Genomic DNA, 25,555 nt, shown 5'->3' with positions numbered 1-25,555 from the left:
TGTCAGCCTTCTCCTACTCATTGCGATATGCCGCTTCCTCTTTAATTTCTTTTCGCATTCCTTCAATACTTTCCATGCGGCGCTCATTTTTCGCCTCGATCGCTGCACGGTCTTTCTCATTTGAAAACTCTGCAGCTTCTCTTGCTTCGTTCATATTTTCAATTGTGTTATATATCGCCTCTTGCAATTTCTCAACGTTATCACTGCGATCATCTGGGTTGGGACTTGTTTTATATTGTTCTGGCATCCTGTCTTCCTCCTTTATTGAAATTACATACAACATTAGTTTGTAAAAAAATTCTTTAATTATGTATACAAAAAGGATCCTACATTATGGATTAAGAATATAAGTGCCTTTTCGAACCGGACGTTCTGCTGTATTATGGAAGATGTGTACCTTTCTGTTTTTAATTGGAAGTTTTTTCACTTCCAACCTACTAAAAAGAATGATGTTATATGTCAATAAGGAAATGTTTCAACAGAGAATATGACACAGACAAAGATGAAAAATGATTTTCAAGGTGCGAAAAATGATTAGATTAGCTTAGTTTACATAACCTTTTCAACAAATTTCTAATTTAAGGGGTACTTGGAATGAGAGAACGCATTATAAGAGCTTTTATTGAAGAGATTCATGATAAAGGCCTAAAGTTTACAATGGATGATTTAGCAAACCGGATTGGTGTAAACAAACGATACCTTTATCAACATTTTTCTTCAAAAGTTGAAATTTTAGAGTTAATTATTGATCAATCGTTATCAGAGTTCGATGAAGAAACAGAACAAATTATGAATAATGCCTCTTTAAGCTTGATTGAAAAAATAAAACAGATTTGTACTGTATTACCTAATTTCGAATTTTACGACTTCAATGTGTTGGAACAAATGAAACGCTATTATCCGGAACAATGGAAAAGAGTAAATGATGCTTTGAATGAGTGGGAAGCTCTACGTTTGTTACTCGAAGAAGGTATACAGAAAGGTGAAATCATTGAAATCAATCCAACACTTGCTGTAAAGCTGATTATAGATGCCACAAATTCTGTCTTTGATCGACGTTTTTATATGGAAAATAATATTACCTTACCGGAAGCACTCTCTTCTATTGTAGACGTATTATTATTCGGCCTAGTCAAAAATAAATCATAATAATAATTAAACTAAAAACCGAGCATGGAACATTCATTCCATGCTCGGTTTTGTTTTTATAAAAGATCTTTATACATCCTGAATCACCTTGAAGTTTATTTGTTTAAATATTCTGAATTTAATAATCGAAGTAAGGAAGCAATTGACATATGCCACAAATATTTAGACAAAGTATTTAACTGTGCTGATTGATTACACGCCTAATTATACATTATTTCAAATTGATCTCATAGTTCATTTTATAGTTCTTTTTCAAAAATTCTGGGCAATCCCATTCGCAAACAAGATCTTTAGCCAAAGAAACGATCCAGCCCTTTGTAATATGATGTCTTTCCCCATCAACAGCAATAAACACTTCACCGTCTGTCACATAGAAAACTTCCTGCTCTTCTACATGCCAAGCTCCTTTATTAGGTTCACCTACCCACGCTTCCCAAGTGTCAACACCTAATTGTTTCGCTTCTTCTGCTGTAAGTTTTTTCGCAAAAAACATGATAATCCTCTCTCTTTCTTATAGGTAATGATTCTATAAACGTGCTGTCTTAACATTCGTATCTTTTAAACGTTTGAACTCTTTTGTTATAAAGTATATGGCAATGAGAACGCCTGGAATTTCTGCAGCAGGACCTGCGTACCATACACCTTCTACACCCCAGAATTTCGGGAAAATAAACATGAATGGGAATGAGAAAAACAACATTTTGCTAACGTTAATAAACGTTGCGATCCAGTTTCTCTCTTGGGATTCGAAATAACCAGATATAAGCAAGCTAACTGCATTAAACATAAACAAAGAGTTGAATACAACTGTCGTCCAAATGCCTAATTTCTGTAATTCAGGATTACCACCAGAAAAAAATGATACAATCGGGTCTGCAAAAATAATTAGTAATGCTGTTGCAATCAAAAAGAAAGCAACCGTAAAAATGAGTCCAATCTTAATCGCTTGTTTAACACGATCAAGATTGCCCGCACCGTAATTATAACTAATGATCGGTTGAAGTCCCGTCATCCCACCGAGTGCTGCTAAGGCGAGCAAATTTGTAATATAACCGTTTTGAATGGTGAAAGCAGCAACGTGTAGCCCACCACCGTAGCTTAGCAGTAAGTTATTGAAAAAAATAATTGCAAAAAACATCATGAATTGACTCGAAAAAGATGCAAATCCTGTCCAAGCCACCTCACCAATTGTCTTGAGCCTAATCATCATATCTTTTATTTTTGGTTTAAGCTTTGTTTTCCCAAACCAAAAATAAAAGATTAGTAAGGCAGGGATCGATTGTGAAATTGTATTTGCCCACGAAGAGCCCATCATCCCCATATCATATTTCACTACCATAATCCATTCGGTAATTCCCGCAACAACTGCTGCAATTAACCAACTGTTCATTGATAATACAGGCTTTTCATCAATATTGGTTAAAATACTTAATACAACCGCCAATATCGTTATTGGCAATGAAATCCACAATAGCCGGCTATATTGCACCGCATATGGAAGTGCATCCTGACTTGCTCCGAATAAAATCATGATTTGATTTTCAAAGACTAATCCAAGTACAGCTAGCAAAATAGAGACAAATAGAGTAAACCATAAAGTTTGCCCCATAATACTCCTAGCTTCTTCAATTTCCCCTTTTCCAAGTCGAAGTGAAATGACCGCTCCGGCTCCTATACCAAAAAGAACACCGAGCATACGGGTAATAACCATGACCGTAAATCCAATCCCAATCCCTTCTACTTCCAGCTCCTGAAAGCCACTAACAAAATAGCCATCGACAACTGATACCACTCCAAGAATCGCATTCGCCATAATTCCTGCCAAAGCAAACCGGAAATATAGTAAAGGAATACTTTTGGTTCCTAGTGTTGAATCTTTTACTTGCTTTTGCTTTATTTCTGCGGTTTCTTTCTTAGGTGAGGGGTGATTTCCTATTATCTCCATTCACATACCCTCCTAAAAATAATTTATAAAGCAAGTTAAGCCAAGTTAATTCACATACCATCCTACAGGTTTAGCATGTTGGTGAATATTGATTTGTTTCGTTTCCATAAAGTGTTCGAGCCCAGCACTACCTAATGCACTGCCGATTCCACTTTGCTTATATCCCCCCCAAGGAGCGTCTACATAAGCAAGATGATAACTATTAATCCAAGTAATTCCCGCACGCAATTTACTAACGACACGTTTTGCTCGGTCCATATCTTCAGTAAATACAGCGCCAGCTAATCCATAAATGGAATCATTAGCTTTTTGAATTGCATCTTCTTCATCTTTAAACTTCTGCACAACAAGGACTGGACCAAAAATCTCCTCTTTAACAATACGCATATTATTGTTTACATCAGCAAAGATCGTTGGCGCAACAAAAAATCCTCGAACAAGCCCATTTTCTGTTAAGCGCTTACCACCACAAACTAATTTTGCACCTTCTTCGATTCCACTCTTAATATAATGTAAGACGTCATTCATATGAGTCTCGTTTGTGAGGGCTCCCATTTCAATTTCTTCACTTTCTCCGTTGCCGACTACAATTTTATTTGCACGCTCAGCCAGTCTTTCAACAAATTTATCATAAATTGTTTCTTGTACAAGCAGACGAGATGCAGCTGAACAAACTTGCCCTGCATTATGAAAAATACCGAACATCGCATTATCGACTGCGGTTTCAAAATCCACATCGTCGAACACAATAAGTGGAGATTTACCTCCCAGTTCAAGTGAAATTTTTTTCATATTTCCCGCAGCTGCGTGCATAATATTTTGCCCTGTTTTTGTTCCACCGGTAAAGGCAACCTTATCAACATCATGACTCTCGGCAAGCTCATTCCCAACCTTTGATCCAGGTCCCAATACAAGGTTTGCCACTCCAGCGGGAATCCCAACTTCCTCAATAATTTCAAATAATTTGAATGCGCTTACAGGAGTGACCTCCGCAGGCTTAATTACGATTGTATTCCCTGCAGCAAGTGCAGGAGCAATTTGCCAAACAGCTAACATAAGCGGGAAGTTCCAAGGTACGATAAGCCCACAAACACCAATCGGTTCATGAATAATGATTGTTTCCGAAGAATCAGCACGGGTGTATGATTCTTTTTTCATACCTTTGATTAAGTCCGCATAATAGCGGAAACATTGAATCGACACTGGAATATCCACATTGGTTGTTGCACGAATAACCTTACCGTTATTTGCAGTTTCCAAACGTGCAATTTCAGCCGCCTTCTCTTCTAGACGATCTGCAATTTTATATAGATATTCAGCTCTTTCTTCGGCTGATAAATCTGACCAAACTCCACTGTCAAACGCTTTGCGTGCCGCCTTGATTGCCACCTTTGCATCCTCTTCTGATCCATCAGCAGATGTTGCGATTACTTCTCCAGTTGCAGGATTAATCACCTTTCTTCTAGAACCAGATAACGCTTCTACCCATTCTCCATCAATGAACATGTTAATTTTCACAAGTACCTCTCCTTTACGCAAAAATATCCAGCAGTTTGAAACCAATGTGCGCTATATTTACAAGCATCGTTTTCTGGTTATGGAACGGAAATGATTTTAGACGTTCCTTTTCAAATCGATATCCACCCGCACTCCCGGTAACAATCCATTCCGCCAATAACTTACCAAACAATGTTGAAAGAGATGCCCCGTGGCCCGTATAACCTGTTGCAAAATATGCACCTTCTTTGGATCTACCGAGAACCGGGAATGTATCAATTGTAACCCCGATAAATCCACCCCAACGGTAGTCAATTTTGCTCCCAGCCAGTTTCGGCATCAAGTTTACCATCGCATCGTAAACTTTTTGATATACGCTATCATCTAAATTTGGACGAATATCGCCACCGCCAAATACAATTCGGTTATCTGGTGTACGACGGAAATAGTAAAGGAAACTACTCGTATCAAAAACCATGCGATCTTGAGGAATGACAGTATTCAACAATGATTCTGGAAGCGGTTCAGTTGCAATAATACGTGCTGAAATTGGCAGGACACCTTTATTTAGTTCATTCATGATCTTTCCAGAGTAACCATCCGTTGCCATAATAATGTCTTTCGCAATAACAGAACCTTTTTCCGTTTCAACTTTCACACTATTTTGACCGTAATCGATGGATAATGCTTTAGAATGTTCAAAGATTCTTGCACCAACCGATTTAGCTGCTTCTCCTAAACCAATTGCATAATTCAATGGATGGAACGAGTAACTCAAGTCGTCGACTAAGCAACCATGATAAACTGGTGAATCGATCTCTTGATGCATTTGACTTCGATCAAGTACTCTTGATTCGTACCCAAAATTTTTATTCAAGTAATCGCTTTCAAGTTTTAATTCTTCAAAATGCTTAGCTTTGTATGCCACTACAATGTGACCTGTATTTCTAAAGTCACAGTTGATTTGATGTTCATCAATAATTTGTTTTACAAGCTCAATACTATACAAAGAGAGATCATTGAGCTGTTTCGCCTCATCAGAACCATACTTTTTAGCAAGCTGCTGCATCGTTGGCTTAAAGCCCGGCAATACCATCCCACCGTTACGACCGCTAGCACCGTATCCGATCGTTTCTTGCTCTAAGACAATGACATTCTTCCCTAATTTTTGTAAATGATAAGCAGAGGAAAGACCTGTGAAACCAGCGCCAATAATAACAACATCCGCCTCTTCATTTCCTACTAGAGTTTTTCCTTTCTCATAGTTGTTTGCAGTCGCTTTCCATAGAGAGAGTGTATTCATTTGATTCATTTGATTCATCTAATCACTTCCTTTTTCCTGTGTGTTTAATAGAGTCATTTTAGTGGAGATATTGATTGAAAAGGTGTAAGAAATTTGTTCTACTACTGGAGTTATGGGGAATCTTCTATTAGAAATTGAATGTTATAACCCTTGTAACTAAAAATGTTATTATAGTTACTTGTTAATTATACTGAAAATAATGAATTATTCAATAATTTTTTAATTTGATTTTAAATTGCTTAATATTACATAAGTAACTCATACATTTAATTCCTTATTTGATTTAAAAAAGGCCGCTACTGACCTGCTCCTTTTGTTTAAAGCTTGGCATGTGGCAGGAAAAGGCCCTGACCGCTTCTATGCGCGGCCAGACGCTCTCGTCCTCTCCTAAATTTATGTCAGCTTTTCAATTTGGATTTATATAAAATAAGAAAGTACACCACTTAAAAAGTGGTGTACTTTCTTATTTTATAAGGTAAATCGCCTTCTTCTTAACCGTTATCAACAATTGGTTGTTTCCCTGATTTATCTTGCATTTGTTTTCCTTTATTACCGCCCGCTGATCTTGACTGCATCCCAATCTGATTTGGTGCAAAATCTTGTGGTTTTTTCTTTGGATTACCCATTATATCGCCTCCTTACAACTAGTATCATTCTAGTTGTAAGAATTATTCAGCCTGTTTAAAAATACGTATTTCGTAGCGCTTTTCTAATTTTTCTTCAATCCGTTCAATCGCATCACGATCATTAAGTAGTTGCCGTTTATTTTCATTCACAAGCTCTTCAAACGATTTTCGTCGAGTTCTTCTCATACTGTTCACCCTTTCTTTCGTATTACTAGTATGAACAGCAAAAAAACACTCTAATCAGATTTATGAGAAAATTTTATTTTCGCACATGAAATGTAACTAACACTTTAAGAACGCTGCAATATTTGGTTTATTTCCTCATACGCCCCAAGAATCACACCTTCAAAAGCAACTAAATCTTCAGGCTGATCAATCATGATTCTTGTAAGACCCCATTCACTTTTCGTCGCAGCTTCACAAATAACACTCGGATACAATGCTACTATTTCCTCTTGTTCTTTATTTGTTAATACATATCTTTTTCTTCCTTTTAGCTTAATCCTCGCAAATGAATACATTGCTTTAATGTCCAAATACTTCCCGACACTTGCGTGATGAATGACTGTTGTATCTTTATTATGTTTTTCCAATATTGCTTTTACAATCTCATAGGCTCTTTCTTCTTCCTGTGTTATAGCTTTAGAAATCACCTTTTTTACTTTTCCGCCCTTTAGCTCTACACACTTTTGATATACAGCTGCACAAGTGAAACAATCATCTAATGCATTGTGAGAAGCCACTTCAATTTGTAACAATCGTTTCAGAGTTTCTAATTTATGATTTGGTACTTGTTTTATATATCGTTTTGCTAAACTAAGTGTATCAATCACGACATTTTTCGGTGTGCCAATTCTTAATCGTTCCATATTACTCTTTAAAAACCTCATATCAAAAGATGCATTATGAGCAATAATTGTATCTTCTCCAAGAAATGAAACAAACTCTGGTAATACAATATCAATTGTCGGCGCGGCTGCAACATCAAAATTCCGAATCCCTGTCAACATTGTAATCCGACTTGGAATCATTTTCTCTGGATTCACATACGAAACAAATTGATCCGTGCAAATATGATCTCGATATCGAATTGCAGCCATTTGAATAATACTATCTTGATAAGGATTAAACCCTGTCGTTTCAAAATCAATTACAACATAATCACCTGTATAATTTCCCATAACCTTCTCCTCAGCTTTTTTATTTATATTATAACTTAATATACTATAAGAAACTCAACTGTATATCCATGCTCACTATTCGAAATATAAAGCTGCTATTCAAAATACTACATGACCGCTACTATGCACGGCTAGATGCTCTCTCCCCCCACTAAAAAAAGGGATTTTCCAACTTGTATATAGCTTTTAAATAGAAAATAGGAATGGTACACATGCCATTCCTACTTGCATCTTTACTTTAAATTTGCAACTCTTTTCTCCATTTCATTCACCGTCATCGGTCCAATAAATTTATCTTGGATAACACCTTTTGTATCAACAAAATATGACGTTGGAATCGTAATGACTTTATAAGTAGTTGTTACCTTTATTTCTGTATCAAGTAGAATTGGAAAGGTAACCCCTTTCTCCTCTGCAAATTTTCGAACCTTCTCTTTTCCTTCTGATCCCTCTGACGCTGTATAATTTACCGCTAATATTTCTACATCATTTTGGTATTTACTATAAAACTCCTGCATATCAGGCATTTCTCTTTGACACGGACCACACCACGTTGCCCAAAAGTTCAAAATTACCTTCTTCCCCTTTAAATCAGAAAGCTTAACCTTAGTACCGTCAAGCTTGGACAATTCAAAATCAGGTGCCGCCTTTCCGATTTCAATGCCATTTTGCGCAATTACTTCTTTCTCATCGTTTGTACTTTGTTCTTGATTATCTGTTACTTCTACCTTCTCTTTCCCAAACTGCTGATAGATTGCATAACCGGCTAAACCTACTAACACAACAACAATTGCTATTTTCCTCCACATATACACCATTCCTTATATTTTATCTTTGTCCCCCTAGAGCTCCAAAAAAACAGTTTTACTTTATTTTAGCTTATACGGAGAAAGATGGAAATATTCTCTATGGGAAGAAATGCATATTCTCTTGAAAATGCAGGAATTTTCTGTTGGTGAATTGTATATTAAAAGTATAGAATTCCCTAAAAGATGTGTTATAAATCCCCAAAAACATACAAACCTCAAGATAAATACTCCTTCTCTTCAATACAATGATTACATAAAGAGAAAAAATATTAAATTTCCCAAAATTATATTTATACTAAGAATTTTATAAAACGAGTGGAGGTTTTCCGATGAAAAGGTGTTCAAATTTTAATACTACATTCAGTAATAAGCAGCTATTTCTAAGAAATAATTCTCATAAGCTCGTTTGCGAGAACTGTAAGGAAGGACTAATCGTTACAAAATTCTCCTTATTCATGTATACTTTTTTTACCATTCTCATATGGTTTTTTATTTTTAAAAGCTCATTTCCTATAGAAATAAAAGTAACTATCACGATATTGTATGGTGTTCTTTCTAGTTTTATTTTGCAGTCTCTTGTTTGCTCGTATAAAGTTAGGAAATATTGAAGGGGTGATTACCATATCAGAGATTACACAAGTAATAATTACTTGGGCTGGGTTCTTTGCTCTTATTTTTCTCTTGATAAGAAGTGTAAGAGTTATGCAGCATCGTAATTGGCAAGCATTTATAACCATACATTTCGGAAAAGATTTCATCATTACTTTGAATATATGGATTATCTTACTTTGGATTTTTTATGCAAACTTTCCAGGACAATTCACTTACATATTAGACTTCTACTACAGAGACTCCATTCTGTTTATAGCCTTAGAATCGTTATTAATCGGTATGATTTGCGGAGCGGCTATTTACTTTTTTACTAAAAATAAATACGGCAGTATTTTCTTAAGTGTCCCATTTAGCGCATTATATCTTTTTCTTGTATATCATTACTCATTTCATCTGTTTTTAATGGTAATTGAATTGAGTATGTCGTACCTTTTCATTAATTGGATTGAAAAGAAATACAAGTGAAAATTACTATTTACAAAAAAGAGATCAAGTACGGATCTCTTTTTTGTATAAACATAAATTTAAAATAATTAATGACCCATATATGATAAAACAAATTTTCCAATCCATATAAAAACAAGTAGCCAAATGCATATGATAAGTATTGCTGTTATCCAATTCTTAGGTTTATTTACAAGTGATTTTTCTTCTATTTTTCTTTTACAATCCTCTAATACTTCTTCAGGGATAAGTTTTAATGCCAAATAAACACCGATAGGAACAAGAATAAGATCATCAAGATATCCTAAGATTGGAATGAAGTCCGGGATTAAATCGATAGGACTAAAAGCATAGGCAACAACGAGCATCGTAAACAGCTTAGCATGCCATGGAACTCTTTTATCTTGGTATGCTAAATACAGCAGAAGAACTTGTTTCTTTAAATTCTTTGCCCACCTTTTCATTTTCTGTATAATTGATAATTCTTTTTCCGTTTGTACCCGTTTATTTTGACTCAAAATAGATCCCATTCATTTTCTTGTAATTTTGCATTCACTATTCAAGATTCCCTACTTTCTCCCAATCAGTTTTCAAAATCAAATAAACTAAAGCATCATTTGATTGATTTCCTTGATAAATATAACCTCTCAACAATCCTTCTTTCTGAAACCCTAATTTTAATAACAAATGAGAAGATGCCGTATTTTCAGGGTATGTAATTGCTCCAATCCGAAATAGATCAAGCTTTTGAAATCCATATGCTAACACTTCTTTTACTGCTTCAGATGCATATCCTTTTCTCCAAAAAGCAGGGTGAATATCGTAACCTATCTCTGCTCGTTTACTCCAAAGTTGTAAATTGTTAAAACCTACTGTACCAACAAAATCACCTGTTTCCTTCACAACGATTCCCCAACGAATCGCTCGTTTTTCTTGAAAATTTTTCGCAAAAGAATTAATCATTTGAATGGCTTGCTCTATCTCATTAAAAGGCTTCATCCCATAGTAACGTGTTACCTCTTCAATTGAAAAAATGTCATATATATTTTGGCTATAGGTCTGATTTATCTCGATTAAGCGTAGACGTTCTGTTTCTAATATTGGGAACATAACTATGTCTCTTCCTTTCGAATTGTTTTTATGAAATTAGTGAAAAAATATTTTAGACCATAGAAGTATGTATTACACTATTAAAAAATTGTTTTAGACTGATAAAGTGTCCCTGCTATGAAAACATCTTTTGTTTACCTAACTTGTGCTAATTATATATATCCAGTTTAATTTTCCGACATATAAGTCACTTCTATGAAAAATACAACATGACTGCTACTTGCTTTTTCTTTTTGTTTTAAACCTTGCATGTGGCAGAAATAGGCCCTGACCGCTCCTATGCCTGGCCAGATACTCTCGCCATCCTAAAAAGAAAGAGGGTTTTTTATGTCGATTTTTTAATTTGTACGTATATAAATTATTAACCCTATATTATTTCATTAATTTTCGGACTACTTCTTCTAGAGCCATTCCTCTTGAACCTTTTACCAAGACTGCATCTTCCGGATTACATACGGACCGGATTTCTATAATAGCCTCTTCTTTTGTGCGAAATGCCTTCACTTTTCCTTTTTTATATCTAGGTTTTGCTTCTTGTGCAATCATGTTCGCAAGTTCTCCAATTGTGAAAATGTAATCTATTGTGTCGGGATTTACTATCTCACCAATTTCTCGGTGGTATTTTTCTTCCTCTAGACCCAACTCCAACATATCACCTAACACAATAATTTTCTGTTTGTATCCTACAAGTTGTTCAAATGTTTCGATCGCTGCTTTAACAGAAGAAGGACTAGCATTCCAAGCATCATTAATAATTGTAGCCCCTGATTTTGCTTTCAACATTTCAAATCGCATTTCTGTTATTTCTACTTGTTTTAATCCTTGTTTAATTTTCTGTCGATTTAAATTGAATTGTTCACCAACTTTTATAGCAATAATAGCGTTGTAAACATTATGTTTTCCATGGAGAGGTATAAAATAAGTTGATTTATCGTTTAATGTAAAATCGATTCCTTTTGAATGTTCTTTCATAGACACAGGATAAACATCATTTAAAAAAGATTCACCAAATTTGATACATTTAATCTGATTGGAGTTAAGCAACGTTTGAATTTTTTCATTTAAAAGAGGTTCATCCCCGATGTAAATAAGTAAACTTTTTTCCTTTAAGTTCATTACTATTTCAAGTTTTGCATCTGCTATTGCTTCTCTTGAACCCAATGTTTGTATGTGCGATTGTCCAATCATTGTGATAACAGATATATTCGGTTCAGCAATTTCTGACAAACGTTGAATTTGTCCGCGTTCACTCATCCCCATCTCTAATACTGCTATTTCACAATCCTCTTCAATTTCTAGGATTGTTAATGGTAAACCAATTTGGCTATTCAAATTACCTTTTGTTTTATGAACTTTGTATGTTGTATTTAATACAGAGTTAATTAAATCCTTTGTTGTTGTCTTTCCGTTGCTTCCTGTAACACCAATTATATTGACAGACAATTGATTTCTGTAAGATCGTGCTAAGTGTTGCAAAGCTACTAATGTATCATTTACAAAAATTAATGGTATATCTTTCGGTGGATTTGGCTGAGATTTCTCCCACAAAGAAGCAATAGCTCCTCGCTGTATCGCCTCTTCCACATAATCATGACCGTTCTTTACCCTAACAATTGGGATAAATAAATTGCCCGGTCTTATCGCTTTCGAATTAATAGAAACCCCTTTTATAAGATGATTATGATATTTCGTCTGTAAACCTTCTCCGATTACCATTTGTTCTATTTCAAGCAATCTTCTTTGAATCAAAATAGTCACTCTCCATTTATAATTATTTCTACTATCTCGTCTACTAATTTTATTTCATTGAAATTAATCAAATATGAATAAAGAAATCTAATTAGGTTGACGATTCTCAATCTGAAATATTTTTTAATGGAATACCAAAAAGCCGGTTATACCAGCTTTACACATTATATTCTTTATTTATATTCTCATTAACCACTTTAGCACTATATATAAAGCCTACAAATGCAAGACCATAGAATCCCAAACTCAGTACTTGTTTGATAATAATCCCTTTACTAAAGGCTTCAGTTCCAAAATTTTGTATAAGCTTGGTCATCACTGCTGCAAGTGAAGCAAAACGTAATGAACTTAAATATCTTCAATACATTAGATTCGAGAAAAAGTTTTCTCATAATAGTGCGACATATATAGCGAACGTTTTTGTTGTTAAAACAAGTTATGAGCAACAAAACAGCTAAACATGAGTTATAATAGACTTCATTCCACAATGCCTGTATTGCCGAATTAGAAAGTACTGTCAATAAAGTGCTGTCAATAAGATTTCCTAACAAAACCAATACTAATAGATTCAATCATTTTACTTGTTGAAAACGATATAAGCTATAAGTTACCCCCGGGACAGTCGAAAGTAACATTGCATAGTGTTCTCCCAAAATTTTTCTTCAAAAGGCTTTGTCCCCTCTTTTTTAACAGCGAATTCTATGCTTCTAACCATCTTAATCCAATTACACATCTAATTTACTGGTATAAATACAACGCCATCAAAACATTATCTGCATATCGACCATCCTCAAATTTAATCTGCCGTTTCTCTCTGCCCTCTTCTTTAAACCCGATTTTTTCATGTAGCTTTATCGCTCGTTCATTTGTTGAGAAAACACCTAAACAAATTTTTTCTATACCTTTTTGTGTTTTTGCCCAATCTATTAATTGTGAAAGCAATTTTGTTCCGACACCTTGATTACGATAACCTTCTAAAATTCCCATGCCAAATGAGCCAGTATGATTCAGGCGTTTCATAGAATTTCTTGTGAAAACTAGAAAACCAACAATTCGTCCACCATCTTCTGCAACAAATGTTATGCCGCCCTGCTGACTAATTGTAATTGTTTTCTTTCGCTGCGTTTCAATATCAACATGAAATTCTTCGCTAGTGGGGATAAAAAATTCATTTTGAGAAATAATGCTCTTTCGAAGATATAAAATTTCCGCTGCATCGCTTTCTGCTGCCTCTCTTATGAACAATTCAATACCCTCTCCCTATAGAACTTTATTTAAGTTACTGTATTTCTCTATTTCTTTTGATGTATTATACTTTTTGAAACGTATTCACTACATGCAACAACTCCCGTAAATCCTCAATAACATGCTCATCTATAAACGGCTGTCCCCAAAATGTATCCTTCTTCCATATTGCATGCATTCCTACATTCCTAGCCGCTATTACATCATTCTCTGGATGATCGCCTATGAATATACTTTCTTCTGGTTTGACACCTAATCTTTCTATAGCTCTTAGGAAGATGTCAGCCTGTGGTTTTTTTATCCCCTCTTGTTCGGACACTAATATAGTATCCATATGCTTCTCAATATTAAGAGCATGAATATTCAGCAATTGAAATTCAGTAAATCCATTTGTGATCATACCTAATAATAACCCTCTATTCTTAAGCTCCTGTAAAACATTCTTCATATGAGGAAAGGGTGTACAGTGATGTTGAAAGTTGTTTATATAATCCTCTAATAATTGCTCCCAAGTTAAACTGGAAATAGCATATTCTCTAAGCAATTGCTCATATACTTTGTCTTTCCAAACATAACCCTTATTATCTAATTCAATGAACCGAGTTACATATTGTTCTTCAGTTATATGATTCAATTCATTGATATACCTTTTATATTGGTCTCTAATGAAGAGATTAAGAGAATGATCTCTGTCTAATAGCGTTCCATCTAAATCGAAAATAACAGCTTTAATCATATTGACTCTCCTTATTTCGAAATTTTGCGATTATTTAAAGTTGTATGTTTTATATTCTCCATTATTTGATGAAAGTCTTAAAATATTACTGTCTTCTGGTATCCCTTCAAAATAAGCAGCAATACAACCTGTTGTACATCTATGTCCGGATAACAAGATATTTAACTCTTTCTGACCGTATTTACTTTCAAGTTCATTCATGAAACTGAAAACTCTTTTCACGTAACAATTCGGTTCTTCAACACCGTTATAAACACTCGTATCGGGCACAGCTCCAGCCATTTTTACTTCACCTTTTTTTAATCCATCAGCTTCTCCTAAATCAAAAACATCAAGTCTTTCATCAATTATTACTTTAATACCTGTTGCTATTTCTGCTGTTTGAATTGCTCTTTCTTGCGGGGAGGAAAATATGTAATCGAATTTTATACCTTTCAAATCGTCTCTTAAACACTTCGCCTGCTCTATACCATGTTCATTTAAAGGTAATCCAGCTCTTCCTTGCAGTCTTCCTTCTTTGTTTAAATCTGTTTGTCCGTGTCGAACCACATAAATCATTGCTCCATCCTCCCATTACTTGCGAGTTTTCCCCCTCTGATTGATAACTTTTCTTATCACTTTTATAGTCTTCTTACTATTTATATAGTAAGCTTTATATTTTCTTTTGGTACCCATCCTTCTTCAAGAGTAAGAACTCTTTGACACCAAATCCATCCATTAAGTTCTTTTAAACCAACTAAATGTACACCTTCATCAACATCCAACTCTTTTGCGGTATAATCTTCCTTAGCAATACCTTCTGTCCCTTTCCATTGGATAATTTGCGCTGGCACCCATCCTGAACTATTTTTATCGACTATCGTACAAAAGTACCAATTCATCCACTTCTCCGGTCCATTATATTTTTCTCCAATAGTAAATGACTGCCCCTTAACTAAGCTAATAGGATTCGGATAATTCGTCCTATGACTTTTTATAACTACATAATTCATTACGAATCCCTTCTTTCTTATCTACGTAATACTATAAATTCACCTATTTCCTGTAAATTCGACAAAAAGTATAGTGAATCCTTTTACAGAAAAAGCAAAAAAATCATTCTTGCACTTTCATTAACATGCTCCCAATTGTATCCGCTCCATTTTTTAAGGTTGCTTTTACATTTCCTGATTCTTTAAATGTGTAAGGAGACATCTCATAAATTTCTTTGATTTTAAACTTCTTATTTACATCTTGTTTCGTTGTATCTGTAAGCAAAGACATTTTCGGCTCCCAAACTTCTACTTTTCCAGATGGATAAGTGATAACCATTTGAGCATCCGCTAGGCGAATATCTTCCCAAAGTGTGATATACATGTGGGTTTCTTTTCCTTTTTTAATCAATTCATCGGAATAATATCCTAACTCCCCAATGTTTCCAAAGACCGTATATTCCTCATTATTCACTTTAATATCAACAAATGGAAGTTTATATGTCATTTTATGATATATACCGTAAGCAGTACAAAGAACACCCGTAACTGTTAATCCTAAAAGAAACTTTTTTAGCTGTTTTCCTTGAAAACTTACCATCATCGCTGAGTTTGCAGCAATTTTTTCTGCTAATAAAAAGACGAGAACAACAATTAAAATTCCACTCCCGATCAAAATATACATAAGATTCCCTCCTTTGATATAAAAAAGATGAGCTGAAATTCCTTCGCCACTTAGATAAGTTATTTCAGTTCATCTTTTTTATAAACGGTACGACTTTCTTCAAAACGATGCATCTTTGTTTCAAACCGACAATTTAAGCATTCAAAATGATCCCCATAATGAATAAACCATGCCTCCAACAAAAAATGCTAAACCTAAAGCAAAAACAGTCAAAGCGAGTATTACATTTTTATTATTTTCCATAAAATTGTCTCCTTGTACTTTTGTATTTGTTTAATTTTTTATACTAAAAAACCTTTAGTCGTAATTACGTCTAAAGGTTATCATCATCATACTTCTCAGTTTATAAAAGTTTATATTCTTCCTGTTTTCACCGCTCTAGCCCAATCTAAGCGACCGTTTATTTCACTTTTGTTAATTGCTCCATCTCGATTATAAGGAATATGTAATTGCTCTATCATCCAATCATTTTCTTGTTTTGTAACAATTGTATAATTAGCAAATGGTGAACCTGATTCCATTTTATGATAGATTGGTAATTCATCTTCATAAGCAGGTAGCCCAACACTTCCTGGGTTAATAATTATTTTATCATTTGGAAGATAAATGACTCTTGATATATGTGTATGCGCACAAAAGATAAGCCTTTGTGGAATACCATTTACTAATTTCATAATATCTCCTGTCTTTTTAAGCACTGATCCACTAGCGTTCATTTCCTCTAACAAATATATTTCATCACTTGTCGGTGTTCCATGACAAAAATAAAAATCATCTGTTTGTAAAAAATTAGGTAAATTAGAAACCCACTTTTTATGCTCATCCTCTAATAAATTCTGTACATATTGAACTGTTAAATTAGATGTATTAGACTCTAATAAAATTCGATCGCAATTCCCTTTAATACTTTGAATATTTTGGTTCATTAAAAGATCATAGGTTTCCAGTGGAAATAAAGGACCATATAAGCTATCCCCTAAATTATAAATAGATTGAATCCCTCGGTTATTAATATCTGTTAGTACAGCTTGTAAGGCATCTTTATTTCCGTGAATGTCGGCTATTATCGCGATTTTCATACCAATTACCCCTTCAGAATTTATAGTTTCGCTTTTATTTCATCATAAATATGAAAAATTCTGCCCTCAATTTATATAAAATGAATATTCACGCTATTATTATACATTAATTGGAAAAAGCCGACACTAAATATTTTTAGGATTAGCTCTTGCTATTAAACATCGTGACTCTATTTCAAATTCACATATATGCGGAAGTTTAACAAATTAGAAGCAAGCAAACTGTGGGTTTGAAATAAAGTCGTATCGTTTTGAAAAAAGATTAACCGAAAACTCTTTATACTTTCCCGCTTAATCTTAAGGAACTAAAGCTACAGTTTAATGGAGCAACACATTTCAAATTCCTGTTAAAATATATATGAAAATGGAACTTGAATAAAAGAATGGAGTGAAAAACGTTGAAAGAGAAAGTATGTCCTAAGTGTAATGCTAATCAAATTGAGAAAGGGATTATAAATGCAGGCAGCGGAGTAGTTCATATGTTTTCCTATAACAACCCAAGAAGTCAATCTTCACCGATATCTTCATATTTTTGTTTGAATTGTGGATATATTCTAGGCTTATATGTTGAAAAGCCAGAGATCTTTTAAAGTAAAATATTACATCAGTCAGTATGTTAGTTGAAGAAGGAATACAAAGCAGTCAAAATTTTTTATAAAACAACGATTTAATTTACCATGGGAAGAGCTTGTATTGATGATTTATCAAAATTAATAACAATATTTCAGACCTACACAAAAAACTGGAGCTGTAGTACATACAGCTCCATTCCTCATATTTCACTCTTGGCAGTATTCACTTATATACCTTCAAAATGTTTCCAATACGATCTTCCCAATCGTACTTCCTGTTTCAATCATCGCATGTGCTTTTCTAATATTAGCTGCATAAATTGGTGATAACGTCTTGTTTACAGTCGTCTTAATCACATTTTGATCCAGTAATTCGCTAACTTGATTTAACAAAAGATGTTGATTCATCATATCTTCAGTCTGGTACATAGCTCTTGTAAACATGAATTCCCAAACAAATGAAGCACTTTTACTTTTTAATAACCCTAACTCTAACGGTTTCTCATTTTCTACAATTGAACAAATTTTCCCCTGTGGTTTGATTACTTCTGCCATGCCGCTCCAGTGTTGATCTGTATTATTTAAGCAGAAAATATAATCAACTTCTTCTATTTCAATTTGTGATAATTGTTTTTTTAATGATTCATGATGATTGATCACATAATCAGCACCTAAACGTTCCACCCACTCTCTCGTCTCCTTTCGAGAGGCAGTTGTTATCACGTTAAGGCCAGCCCATTTTGCTAATTGGATGGCAATAGAACCTACACCGCCTGCACCGCCAATGATTAAAATATTTTTCAGTTCATTCTTTTCCTTATTGTTTACATCAATTGCTAAGCGTTCAAACAAACCTTCCCACGCTGTAATCGCAGTTAAAGGAATCGCAGCTGATTGTGCATGGGTCAAATTTTTCGGTTTCACCCCAACAATTCTCTCATCCACTAGATGATATTCACTATATGTACCTTGTCTAATAATACTTCCTGCATAGAAAACTTCATCACCTGGCTGAAACAAAGTACACTCTTCTCCAACTTCTACAACAACGCCGCTAGCATCCCAGCCGAGTATTTTATACTCTTCTTCTTTCTTATCTTTTGGTGCTCGAACTTTTGTATCAACAGGATTAACAGAAATAGCATGAATTTTTACAAGTAAATCCTTTCCTTTCGGTATTGGACGTGGTAATTCAATATCGATTAAACTGTTCTCATTTTCGATAGGTAAATATTCTAATAAACCAACTGCTTTCATATTCATTCCCTCCGCTTCATAAAATTGAGCTTCTCTTTACATTATAAATTGCAAAAATTCATAAAAGATAAGGACTATCACATATTGATCATGACTAATATGTGATAGTCCTTTTATTTGTTGGTTGTGTTACATATGTAGACGAACAATGTTTAATTTTCGTAATAGGGATAGCGTTACATACCCCCTAGAAGACATCGCATTCATTTCTGTTGACTTTATCAATTCTTCGGTAGTATTTGCAATTGAATTCATGTTATCACAAAGATAAAAAAACATGTAGTATATTTTAGTATTGACATAACATTTAAATTATTTTTATACTGTTAATAACATATTACTGTTAATGACAGTAATATGTTATTAACAGTGTCGACTTTAATGTTATGTTAACGAAAAATTTTTTTTACATTTAAATTAGGAGGTTATATATTTCATGAAACATACAGGAAGACATACAGGTGCATTTCTTTTGCTGTTTTTAACAGAGGGAGATTGCTATGGAGGGAAACTTCTGCAGAAATGTGAAGAAGAGCTTCCCATCAATCCAATTGATAGTGCCATCATATATCGCACACTAAAAAAATTAGAGAAAGAAGGCGCTGTTGAGTCTTATTTGGATACAACTGATCAAGATAAGCCGATAAAGATGTACAAAATTACTACAGTTGGAAAAAGAAAATTAGAAGATTTTCAAGTAGATATTGAAGAAAAAATTAAGAATTTATCATTTTTCTTAAACAAATATAAAGAATGGAAGGAGTATGATCATGATTAATGGTGTTATCCTTTACGCTATCGCTATTATTCTTATCAGTATCTCTTTTATAAAGGATCGAAATAAAACAAAAGATGCTCTATTAAAGTCATGGAAAATGTTTCGTAATCTTATACCTTCCATGCTATCAATTATGCTTTTCGTTGGACTATCACTATCTATATTAACGCCTTCCTTCATTTCTTCCATCATTGGGGAAAAATCTGGATTCATCGGTATTGTTTATTCAGCAATAATTGGCTCTGTTGCACTCATTCCAAGCTTTATTGTGTTTCCGCTAGGAAATACATTAGTTCAAAATGGTGCGGGCCTCCCTCAAGTTGCGGTATTAATGTCTACATTAATGTCAGTAGGAATCACAACTTTACCGATGGAACAAAAGATATTTGGGCGAAGTTTTGCTTATTCTCGTAATGCATCTGCATTGTTAATGTCTCTCATATTCTCGTATATTATTTGGGTGGTGATGGTATGAATGAATTAAAAAGATATCGTTTCTTTTTCATTTTACTATTTGGACTCATTATATTGACTTTTATAAACCAATCGTTGGGATGGAACGCATTTCAATTAACAGGAAAAAGTATTTTAGATATGCTGTTTCTACTTCCTCCTGTCTTAATATTCGTAGGGTTACTTGACCAGTGGGTGAAGAAAGAAACATTAATTAAATATATGGGGGAAAAATCTGGCATCTATGGCATCTTGTTCTCCCTATTACTAGGAGGAATTGCAGCCGGTCCCCTCTATGTTGCTTTTCCAATCGCGGCACTTTTATTAAAAAAAGGAGCGAGCATACGATATATTGTATTTTTTCTAGGAGTTTGGACAACTGCAAAATTACCGGTTATGGTGTATGAATTTGCTTCATTTGGAGCTAAATTTACAATCATTCACATTTGTTTTGGTTTATTATTTTTCTATTTAATGGGTGTTATTTTCGAAAAATTTTATGACCACCGACAATTGTTAAAGTATGATATAACGAAAGAAGTTTAGATTTAGATCAATAAGTCTTTAAACTCCTCAATCACAGATTCTTTTGTAACTGTAGATTTTAAATAACATTTGATCAAAAATCCTTTATAAATCAGCATTTTAAGATAGGAATCATCTTACATCACCATCAACTTAAGAATTTTATAACGACCCTAAACAAAGAATTTGTACATTTTCATCTGAGGTGTCAAATTTCTCATTTTGGGATAGTTTCTTTTCTTAGCTTGATGGCGATGGGGTCGCGTCACATGCCCATCAAACTTACATTTTGAAATGCCCCCAAAACGAAATTTTTATCTTTTCGTAGGTGTCTATGAGGATTTAGTTCATTTTTTCGTTTTGGGGTAATTCTGAATTCTTAAGTTGATGGGTATGGGGAGGCCCCCTTTTTAGTGGTTAAAGTTACTCTATCTTTTAATATTTACATGTGGAGGAGCTATTTAAACTAATGATGGGGTTAGTACGAATAAAATATGATTAGGTTCATCACTCTTGTTCAAAAATCGGTGTTTAACATTTGGTGGAATGCGTACGACATCTCCTTCATCTAAAAAATATTCGGTTTCTTCCAGTTCAACATATGCTTGACCTTTCATAACCACAGCAATCTCTTCTTTATCGTCATGTGAATAATGACTCTCTGTAGTAGTAGTATGCGCATTCAAATCCATCATTAAGAGTTCAATATGCGCCTTCATAAAATCTGGTGTTAATACATCATAGACAATATCGTTTAAAAAGAGCTTCTACATCTCCATAGGTCATCGGTTTACCTCTGTTCTTACCGCGCAGTTTGACGAATACAAAGTTGGTTTCGGTATCCGCTTCTCATTATAGTCTGTTTAAGTTATGTCAACTCCTTATTTTTAGGGATTCGATTGTACTAAATATTCGTGTATATACATCCTTAATATTTGCTTCATTTACATTATCATTGTATAGTCCAAAACCCCAACTTTGAATATTTTCACCCTCTTGAAAATAACCCGTCGCATATTCACCTGATTCTACTTTTGGAAAATCTTCATAAGATACTTTTTCATAAACAAAAGGAATATATGATTTTTTTGTCTCAATAAAGAAAAATGGAATCCCTGTCTCTTTATATACTTTCGCATATTTACTATCGGCAGCCTCTGACAAATGCTCCTTCATAATAAAAACGGCATCAAATTTTGATGCAAGTGTTTTCCCTTCCTCTAACTCATTCAAAGTTATAGTTGTGAACTTCACGTTTTCTTCTCTTACTTGTGGAGCATTTCCTATAATACCGATGTTTAAGCTCTTCCCTTTATATAGGGATGAGTTAACTGTATTAGAATTACATCCAGCTAATATCATTAAAATGAAAAAGAAAATGGGAAGTGTTTTCCTCATTAGCAAAACCTCCTTTAAAAATCATAACGAATCCACTTATTAGATAAAGAAAAACATTTACATGAAGCGCTTCTAACTACCTTGTATTCATTTGGTCACAGACTGAGAAGAAAAATTCAAGATAAAGTCACCCTACAAAGGTTTCTTGTTCATCCATTGGATACAATTAAAATTTTCCGTATATTCATTTCACATATAGAGGTATTGACACATCGCCATCAAGTTAAGAAATGCATTGTTCCCAAAACGAAAAAAATGAGCCGAGTTCTTATAAATAACTGTAGAAAGGTAAAAATTTTCGTTATGGGGGTGTTTCAAAATATTTTTTTATCTCTCAACATTTAACAAATTATAGGAATTAAAAATATGAGATGTTTTCTAATTTAGCCTTATTTGGAACATCATCAATGATTACAATTTGATAGGCACTGTCCCTTCCTTTTGCGGGCGCAAAGATCAAGTGAATTTTAATGTAAGCAAATATGTATAGTTAGCTTTCATTTCCCTGCAATCATTGACTTTGTCCATATTCTCCTTATATCCTCAAAATCAGCAAGAAAAGTATAGATTCAAAACATTATAAAGAGGTAGTGACAGGGTTGCTGTCATAGACCGCAAAGTATCGCTTATAAACTACTAAGTTTCATTACCAAAAACCCCTTCCGTATTCTAAGAAAGAGACATCCTATTCACCTAATCCTTGTTATCAGTAGTTACTTTAATTAATTTTTTACTTAAAACAACACTTCTGTAATTTGTAATTTCCCAATTGATATATTCAATAAAACGATATCCCTTATCACCATAATATTTAATAAGATGACCGGCTCCCTCAGCTGTATCTAATGCGAGCTCCTCTATCCCTTCTTTTATTGCTAACTCTTCAACTAATTCAATCAACTTTCTTCCGATTCCCATTGATTGATAAGAAGGATGGATGCCAAACTGGCCTATTGTTGCTACATTATCTTTGTTATACCAATTACATCCTTTGTTTTTCTCTGGTGAGTAATAAGAAATTGAACCAATAATTTTATTATTTCGAATGGCAACAAGGCATAATGCCTTGTTAATTCGTTCAAGAGTAATACTAGAATCCTGATGACTTGCCAGATAATTAAAACCTAAATCAGCCAATTTTTTATATGACTTATTTAATACTTGGGTTAACTGTTCAATATCATCTTTCTTATTATCGAAAACACGAATATGTATCCCGTTATAACAAGCTAAAATATTTTTTTGAACTGTGCTCACATATATACCCCCTTTTCTCTATCACATCACTTCCAATAATCTTTCATTAAAACAGTAGACCAATTTGCTTGTTTAATTTCATTCTTAGGAAGAAATTCCTTCATTACAGGTTTAATATCAATAATAGGCGTTCCATCTATTGCATCTAATCCTTTTACCACTAACTTATTTCCAGTATGCTCTATCAATTCAACTGTAGTTACACCCAATTTATTCGGTCTATTTTTCCCTCTTTGCGAAAAAATGCCAACTTTCGGGAAATTAGGGTTATTTCTTGGGTGCCTTGCTTCATACTGGACTTTATCATCAGATACTTTATCAAAGTAAAAAATCACTTCTAAGTGTGAAAAATCTTCTATTCCTTGTAATGCAGATTTATTTAATTCATCAGTTAGTTCAATTACTGAAAAAACACAACCCCAATTATCATCTCTCATTTCTTCACGAGAATTATGAACATATGCAACTGGTTTAATTGTAATTTCCATATAAATCCCTCCAGACACTCCTTTTTATTAATCCTATAAGACATTTAGCGATAATTAAATTTTGTTTTTCTTATTAATTTAATAAGTTTTACTAATAACCTACTAAAAAAATATTTCACTCTCTTAAATTATTTCTATTATGGGTCCCACCCCATGCCCATCAAACAAAGTTAAAACCACATCTTCAAAATAAAAAAACGCTATGCTTATCGTAAGAAGTTTATGAGAAAGGATGGTGTTTTTAATGAATCCTACTATTTCAAATGAACTGAATCTTTTCGCACAAGAGCTACAATACTTTTTATCTCCAGTAGCCCTACAAGATATCGCCAACCAAGTTGGCTTTGTACAGCGATTTAGTAAGTATCAAGCAAACGAACTCATTGCCCTTTGCGTATGGCTCAGTCAAGAAATTGCTAGCACATCACTTACACAATTGTGCAGTCAGTTAGAAGATTCCACTGGAGTACTTATGAGCTCAGAAGTACTGAATCAACGCTTTAATCCAGCTTGATATGACACAAATGCTGTCTGGTCTAATCCCTGGTGAAACGATGGAAATCCCCGAGGCATACATTATCCAAAATTAGAAACTTCCAGCACATGTTTGCGTTTAACCGACGATCAAACGCAAACACGTCTGAAAAACCAAGCGATACGTAAAAAGAAAAAAGCATTGTCATGAATGATAAAAGTAAACGTTTAATGGGCATGAATGTATATATCACGAACACGTCGCTAGAAGAAGTACCGACGAACTACGTGCATTCATTATATTCACTTCGTTGGCAGAGTGAAATTTTGTTTAAAACGTGGAAGTCATTCTTTGAAATTGATGAATGTAAAAATATAAAAAGAGAACGCCTAGAGTGTGACTTATATGATTACAGATTACTTTCCGTTACTGTTTCAAGCGATAGCCGTTGGCACAGAAGAACTTTTAAAAATTCTGCATCGCCTTTATCAGCCGCTCAAAAAAACGGTCGTAAATGTCATAGGTATAAGAAGATGACGGTCTTTGATATTCTAGGGATTGTGTATAAAACGACGGTGAAGCATAGACAAGCTGCATAGCGAAAAAATCGCATTTTAATAGGCTTCTTTAGCATGCCTACTTTTTTATCACTTGCTAGTTTTGAAACCAGGATCATTTCGTATCTAATAATTTACTTTATTAGCTTGATGGGCATTGGGTATTGACAGCAAAACGTGAATTTTATACGCTAAGACAGTTTCTAAAAGTGAAATCTCATCTTTGCTATTGTAAAAAACGACTAGCCCCTCTTTCGAGGAGCTAGTTGACGTAAAATTCGTTAGCGGAAGTCATTTTAAAATCCTACATGTGGACTTTTTCCTTATTCCAACGATAAACCACCAAACTAAAGCTAGAAGTAGTATGAGAAGCGGTATTCCCTGAACACAGAGAAATCCTCCCCAAAAATCAAGTTCAGTACTATCTGGGGGAGCTGTTGCCATTCCACCTATAAAAAAAGCCATTGGAATTGCGAGTATATTTATCCCTAAACTGACCATTACGAATGATAGATTTTTTTTCCTGATTTTTGGTGAATCAGACTTGATAATTACGAATATTCCAGTGCCGATTAGAAAAAACAGTATTACATAAAGCTCATTAAGGTATCCCATAATATTCCTCCGTTATCCTAATTGTACCATTAGCAAGGA

The 25,555-nt window shown here is 34.0% G+C and carries 29 protein-coding genes and 3 pseudogenes; 6 read left to right on the top strand and 26 right to left on the bottom strand.

The genetic code is table 11. The annotated features are described in order from the left end of the window. Nucleotides 1-13: 13 nt before the first annotated feature. The gene (tlp, locus tag BM211_RS12715; RefSeq protein WP_090997817.1) at nucleotides 14-247 is read right to left on the bottom strand and encodes a small acid-soluble spore protein Tlp; all 234 of its coding nucleotides are present in this window, start codon (nucleotides 245-247) and stop codon (nucleotides 14-16) included. A 347-nt stretch (nucleotides 248-594) separates the two neighbouring features. Between tlp and BM211_RS12710 the strand changes: the two genes are divergently transcribed. Further along, nucleotides 595-1,149 carry a TetR/AcrR family transcriptional regulator gene (locus tag BM211_RS12710; protein WP_035431003.1) on the top strand — a complete coding sequence of 185 codons (555 nt, stop codon included), beginning with the start codon at nucleotides 595-597 and terminating at the stop codon, nucleotides 1,147-1,149. A 211-nt stretch (nucleotides 1,150-1,360) separates the two neighbouring features. Here BM211_RS12710 and BM211_RS12705 read toward each other — a convergent pair whose 3' ends face one another. The 8 genes from BM211_RS12705 to BM211_RS12670 form a co-directional block, all read right to left on the bottom strand. Continuing rightward, complete coding sequence (locus BM211_RS12705) at nucleotides 1,361-1,642, bottom strand: cupin domain-containing protein (protein ID WP_090997814.1); 282 nt, start codon at nucleotides 1,640-1,642, stop codon at nucleotides 1,361-1,363. Nucleotides 1,643-1,675: 33 nt separating this feature from the next. Next, nucleotides 1,676-3,094, bottom strand: coding sequence for an MATE family efflux transporter (locus BM211_RS12700; RefSeq protein ID WP_090997811.1), 1,419 nt, complete (start codon nucleotides 3,092-3,094; stop codon nucleotides 1,676-1,678). Between the two features lie 45 nt (nucleotides 3,095-3,139). After that, complete coding sequence (locus BM211_RS12695; protein WP_090997808.1) at nucleotides 3,140-4,612, bottom strand: aldehyde dehydrogenase family protein; 1,473 nt, start codon at nucleotides 4,610-4,612, stop codon at nucleotides 3,140-3,142. 13 nt (nucleotides 4,613-4,625) lie between these two features. After that, nucleotides 4,626-5,912, bottom strand: a complete 1,287-nt coding sequence (locus tag BM211_RS12690; RefSeq protein ID WP_090997805.1) for an NAD(P)/FAD-dependent oxidoreductase — start codon at nucleotides 5,910-5,912, stop codon at nucleotides 4,626-4,628. 473 nt (nucleotides 5,913-6,385) lie between these two features. Beyond that, nucleotides 6,386-6,520, bottom strand: a complete 135-nt coding sequence (locus BM211_RS12685) for an acid-soluble spore protein N (RefSeq protein ID WP_035430695.1) — start codon at nucleotides 6,518-6,520, stop codon at nucleotides 6,386-6,388. A 42-nt stretch (nucleotides 6,521-6,562) separates the two neighbouring features. Then, on the bottom strand, nucleotides 6,563-6,706 hold the full coding sequence (locus tag BM211_RS12680; RefSeq protein ID WP_081904788.1) for an FbpB family small basic protein: 144 nt from the start codon (nucleotides 6,704-6,706) through the stop codon (nucleotides 6,563-6,565). A 104-nt stretch (nucleotides 6,707-6,810) separates the two neighbouring features. Beyond that, nucleotides 6,811-7,701 carry a 3'-5' exonuclease gene (locus BM211_RS12675; RefSeq protein ID WP_090997802.1) on the bottom strand — a complete coding sequence of 297 codons (891 nt, stop codon included), beginning with the start codon at nucleotides 7,699-7,701 and terminating at the stop codon, nucleotides 6,811-6,813. A gap of 233 nt (nucleotides 7,702-7,934) precedes the next feature. After that, the gene (locus BM211_RS12670; RefSeq protein WP_035430699.1) at nucleotides 7,935-8,510 is read right to left on the bottom strand and encodes a peroxiredoxin family protein; all 576 of its coding nucleotides are present in this window, start codon (nucleotides 8,508-8,510) and stop codon (nucleotides 7,935-7,937) included. A 702-nt stretch (nucleotides 8,511-9,212) separates the two neighbouring features. Here BM211_RS12670 and BM211_RS12660 point away from each other — a divergent pair. Continuing rightward, nucleotides 9,213-9,587 (top strand): hypothetical protein, encoded by a 375-nt coding sequence (locus BM211_RS12660; protein WP_141771635.1) that lies wholly within the window; start codon nucleotides 9,213-9,215, stop codon nucleotides 9,585-9,587. 68 nt (nucleotides 9,588-9,655) lie between these two features. Here the strand turns inward: BM211_RS12660 and BM211_RS12655 are convergent, their stop codons facing one another. The 11 genes from BM211_RS12655 to BM211_RS12600 all read right to left on the bottom strand — a co-directional run bounded on the left by BM211_RS12655 (nucleotide 9,656) and on the right by BM211_RS12600 (nucleotide 18,970). Beyond that, nucleotides 9,656-10,084 carry a YkvA family protein gene (locus tag BM211_RS12655; protein ID WP_256217098.1) on the bottom strand — a complete coding sequence of 143 codons (429 nt, stop codon included), beginning with the start codon at nucleotides 10,082-10,084 and terminating at the stop codon, nucleotides 9,656-9,658. Between the two features lie 37 nt (nucleotides 10,085-10,121). Beyond that, complete coding sequence (locus BM211_RS12650) at nucleotides 10,122-10,676, bottom strand: GNAT family N-acetyltransferase (RefSeq protein WP_090997792.1); 555 nt, start codon at nucleotides 10,674-10,676, stop codon at nucleotides 10,122-10,124. Nucleotides 10,677-11,048: 372 nt separating this feature from the next. After that, nucleotides 11,049-12,425, bottom strand: a complete 1,377-nt coding sequence (gene murF, locus BM211_RS12645; RefSeq protein ID WP_035430705.1) for a UDP-N-acetylmuramoyl-tripeptide--D-alanyl-D-alanine ligase — start codon at nucleotides 12,423-12,425, stop codon at nucleotides 11,049-11,051. A gap of 157 nt (nucleotides 12,426-12,582) precedes the next feature. Further along, nucleotides 12,583-12,741 carry a hypothetical protein gene (locus tag BM211_RS26755; protein ID WP_218160806.1) on the bottom strand — a complete coding sequence of 53 codons (159 nt, stop codon included), beginning with the start codon at nucleotides 12,739-12,741 and terminating at the stop codon, nucleotides 12,583-12,585. Nucleotides 12,742-13,163: 422 nt separating this feature from the next. After that, entirely contained in the window at nucleotides 13,164-13,670 is a 507-nt protein-coding gene (locus BM211_RS12640) for a GNAT family N-acetyltransferase (RefSeq protein ID WP_090997789.1), read from the bottom strand. Nucleotides 13,671-13,734: 64 nt separating this feature from the next. Then, complete coding sequence (locus BM211_RS12635; RefSeq protein ID WP_090997786.1) at nucleotides 13,735-14,406, bottom strand: HAD family hydrolase; 672 nt, start codon at nucleotides 14,404-14,406, stop codon at nucleotides 13,735-13,737. Between the two features lie 30 nt (nucleotides 14,407-14,436). Then, a complete protein-coding gene (locus tag BM211_RS12630; protein WP_090997783.1) occupies nucleotides 14,437-14,964 on the bottom strand; it encodes a histidine phosphatase family protein in 528 nt (175 codons plus the stop codon). A gap of 80 nt (nucleotides 14,965-15,044) precedes the next feature. Continuing rightward, entirely contained in the window at nucleotides 15,045-15,398 is a 354-nt protein-coding gene (locus tag BM211_RS12625; RefSeq protein ID WP_090997780.1) for an SH3 domain-containing protein, read from the bottom strand. 103 nt (nucleotides 15,399-15,501) lie between these two features. Continuing rightward, complete coding sequence (locus BM211_RS12620) at nucleotides 15,502-16,062, bottom strand: hypothetical protein (protein ID WP_090997777.1); 561 nt, start codon at nucleotides 16,060-16,062, stop codon at nucleotides 15,502-15,504. A 353-nt stretch (nucleotides 16,063-16,415) separates the two neighbouring features. Further along, nucleotides 16,416-17,141: a metallophosphoesterase family protein gene (locus BM211_RS12610; RefSeq protein WP_090997772.1), complete on the bottom strand. Its 726-nt coding sequence runs from the start codon at nucleotides 17,139-17,141 to the stop codon at nucleotides 16,416-16,418. An 809-nt stretch (nucleotides 17,142-17,950) separates the two neighbouring features. Then, nucleotides 17,951-18,970, bottom strand: coding sequence for a zinc-binding alcohol dehydrogenase family protein (locus BM211_RS12600; protein WP_090997769.1), 1,020 nt, complete (start codon nucleotides 18,968-18,970; stop codon nucleotides 17,951-17,953). 436 nt (nucleotides 18,971-19,406) lie between these two features. Between BM211_RS12600 and BM211_RS12595 the strand changes: the two genes are divergently transcribed. From BM211_RS12595 to BM211_RS12585, 3 genes are read left to right on the top strand one after another with little or no spacing between them, the layout of a single operon-like run. After that, a complete protein-coding gene (locus BM211_RS12595) occupies nucleotides 19,407-19,748 on the top strand; it encodes a PadR family transcriptional regulator (protein WP_090997766.1) in 342 nt (113 codons plus the stop codon). Continuing rightward, nucleotides 19,741-20,223 (top strand): hypothetical protein, encoded by a 483-nt coding sequence (locus BM211_RS12590; protein ID WP_090997763.1) that lies wholly within the window; start codon nucleotides 19,741-19,743, stop codon nucleotides 20,221-20,223. Before BM211_RS12595 ends, BM211_RS12590 begins: the two co-directional genes overlap by 8 nt. After that, entirely contained in the window at nucleotides 20,220-20,747 is a 528-nt protein-coding gene (locus tag BM211_RS12585) for a permease (RefSeq protein WP_141771634.1), read from the top strand. The genes BM211_RS12590 and BM211_RS12585 overlap by 4 nt, the downstream gene beginning before the upstream one ends. 440 nt (nucleotides 20,748-21,187) lie before the next feature. On the opposite strand, the pseudogene BM211_RS12580 reads toward BM211_RS12585, so the two are convergent. The 5 genes and pseudogenes from BM211_RS12580 to tsaA form a co-directional block, all read right to left on the bottom strand. Beyond that, nucleotides 21,188-21,475 (bottom strand): annotated as a pseudogene (locus BM211_RS12580) (cupin domain-containing protein); the annotation flags it as partial. Nucleotide 21,476: 1 nt separating this feature from the next. Then, nucleotides 21,477-21,575, bottom strand: a pseudogene (locus tag BM211_RS27125) (transposase); the annotation flags it as partial. Nucleotides 21,576-21,599: 24 nt separating this feature from the next. Next, nucleotides 21,600-22,124, bottom strand: coding sequence for a hypothetical protein (locus BM211_RS12575; RefSeq protein WP_090997758.1), 525 nt, complete (start codon nucleotides 22,122-22,124; stop codon nucleotides 21,600-21,602). Nucleotides 22,125-22,817: 693 nt separating this feature from the next. After that, nucleotides 22,818-23,381 carry a GNAT family N-acetyltransferase gene (locus BM211_RS12570; protein WP_090997757.1) on the bottom strand — a complete coding sequence of 188 codons (564 nt, stop codon included), beginning with the start codon at nucleotides 23,379-23,381 and terminating at the stop codon, nucleotides 22,818-22,820. Nucleotides 23,382-23,407: 26 nt separating this feature from the next. Further along, nucleotides 23,408-23,869: a tRNA (N6-threonylcarbamoyladenosine(37)-N6)-methyltransferase TrmO gene (gene tsaA / locus BM211_RS12565; protein WP_090997754.1), complete on the bottom strand. Its 462-nt coding sequence runs from the start codon at nucleotides 23,867-23,869 to the stop codon at nucleotides 23,408-23,410. 244 nt (nucleotides 23,870-24,113) lie between these two features. Between tsaA and BM211_RS12560 the strand changes: the two are divergent. Beyond that, nucleotides 24,114-24,943 (top strand): annotated as a pseudogene (locus BM211_RS12560) (transposase). A gap of 249 nt (nucleotides 24,944-25,192) precedes the next feature. Here BM211_RS12560 and BM211_RS12555 read toward each other — a convergent pair. Then, the gene (locus BM211_RS12555) at nucleotides 25,193-25,516 is read right to left on the bottom strand and encodes a hypothetical protein (protein WP_090997751.1); all 324 of its coding nucleotides are present in this window, start codon (nucleotides 25,514-25,516) and stop codon (nucleotides 25,193-25,195) included. Between the last annotated feature and the right edge of the window lie 39 nt (nucleotides 25,517-25,555).

Source organism: Bacillus sp. 491mf, assembly GCF_900112415.1.
Taxonomy (GTDB): Bacteria; Bacillota; Bacilli; order Bacillales; family Bacillaceae_G; genus Bacillus_A.
Note: the sequence above shows the minus strand (reverse complement) of the source record. Positions and strands in the feature narration are given on the sequence as shown.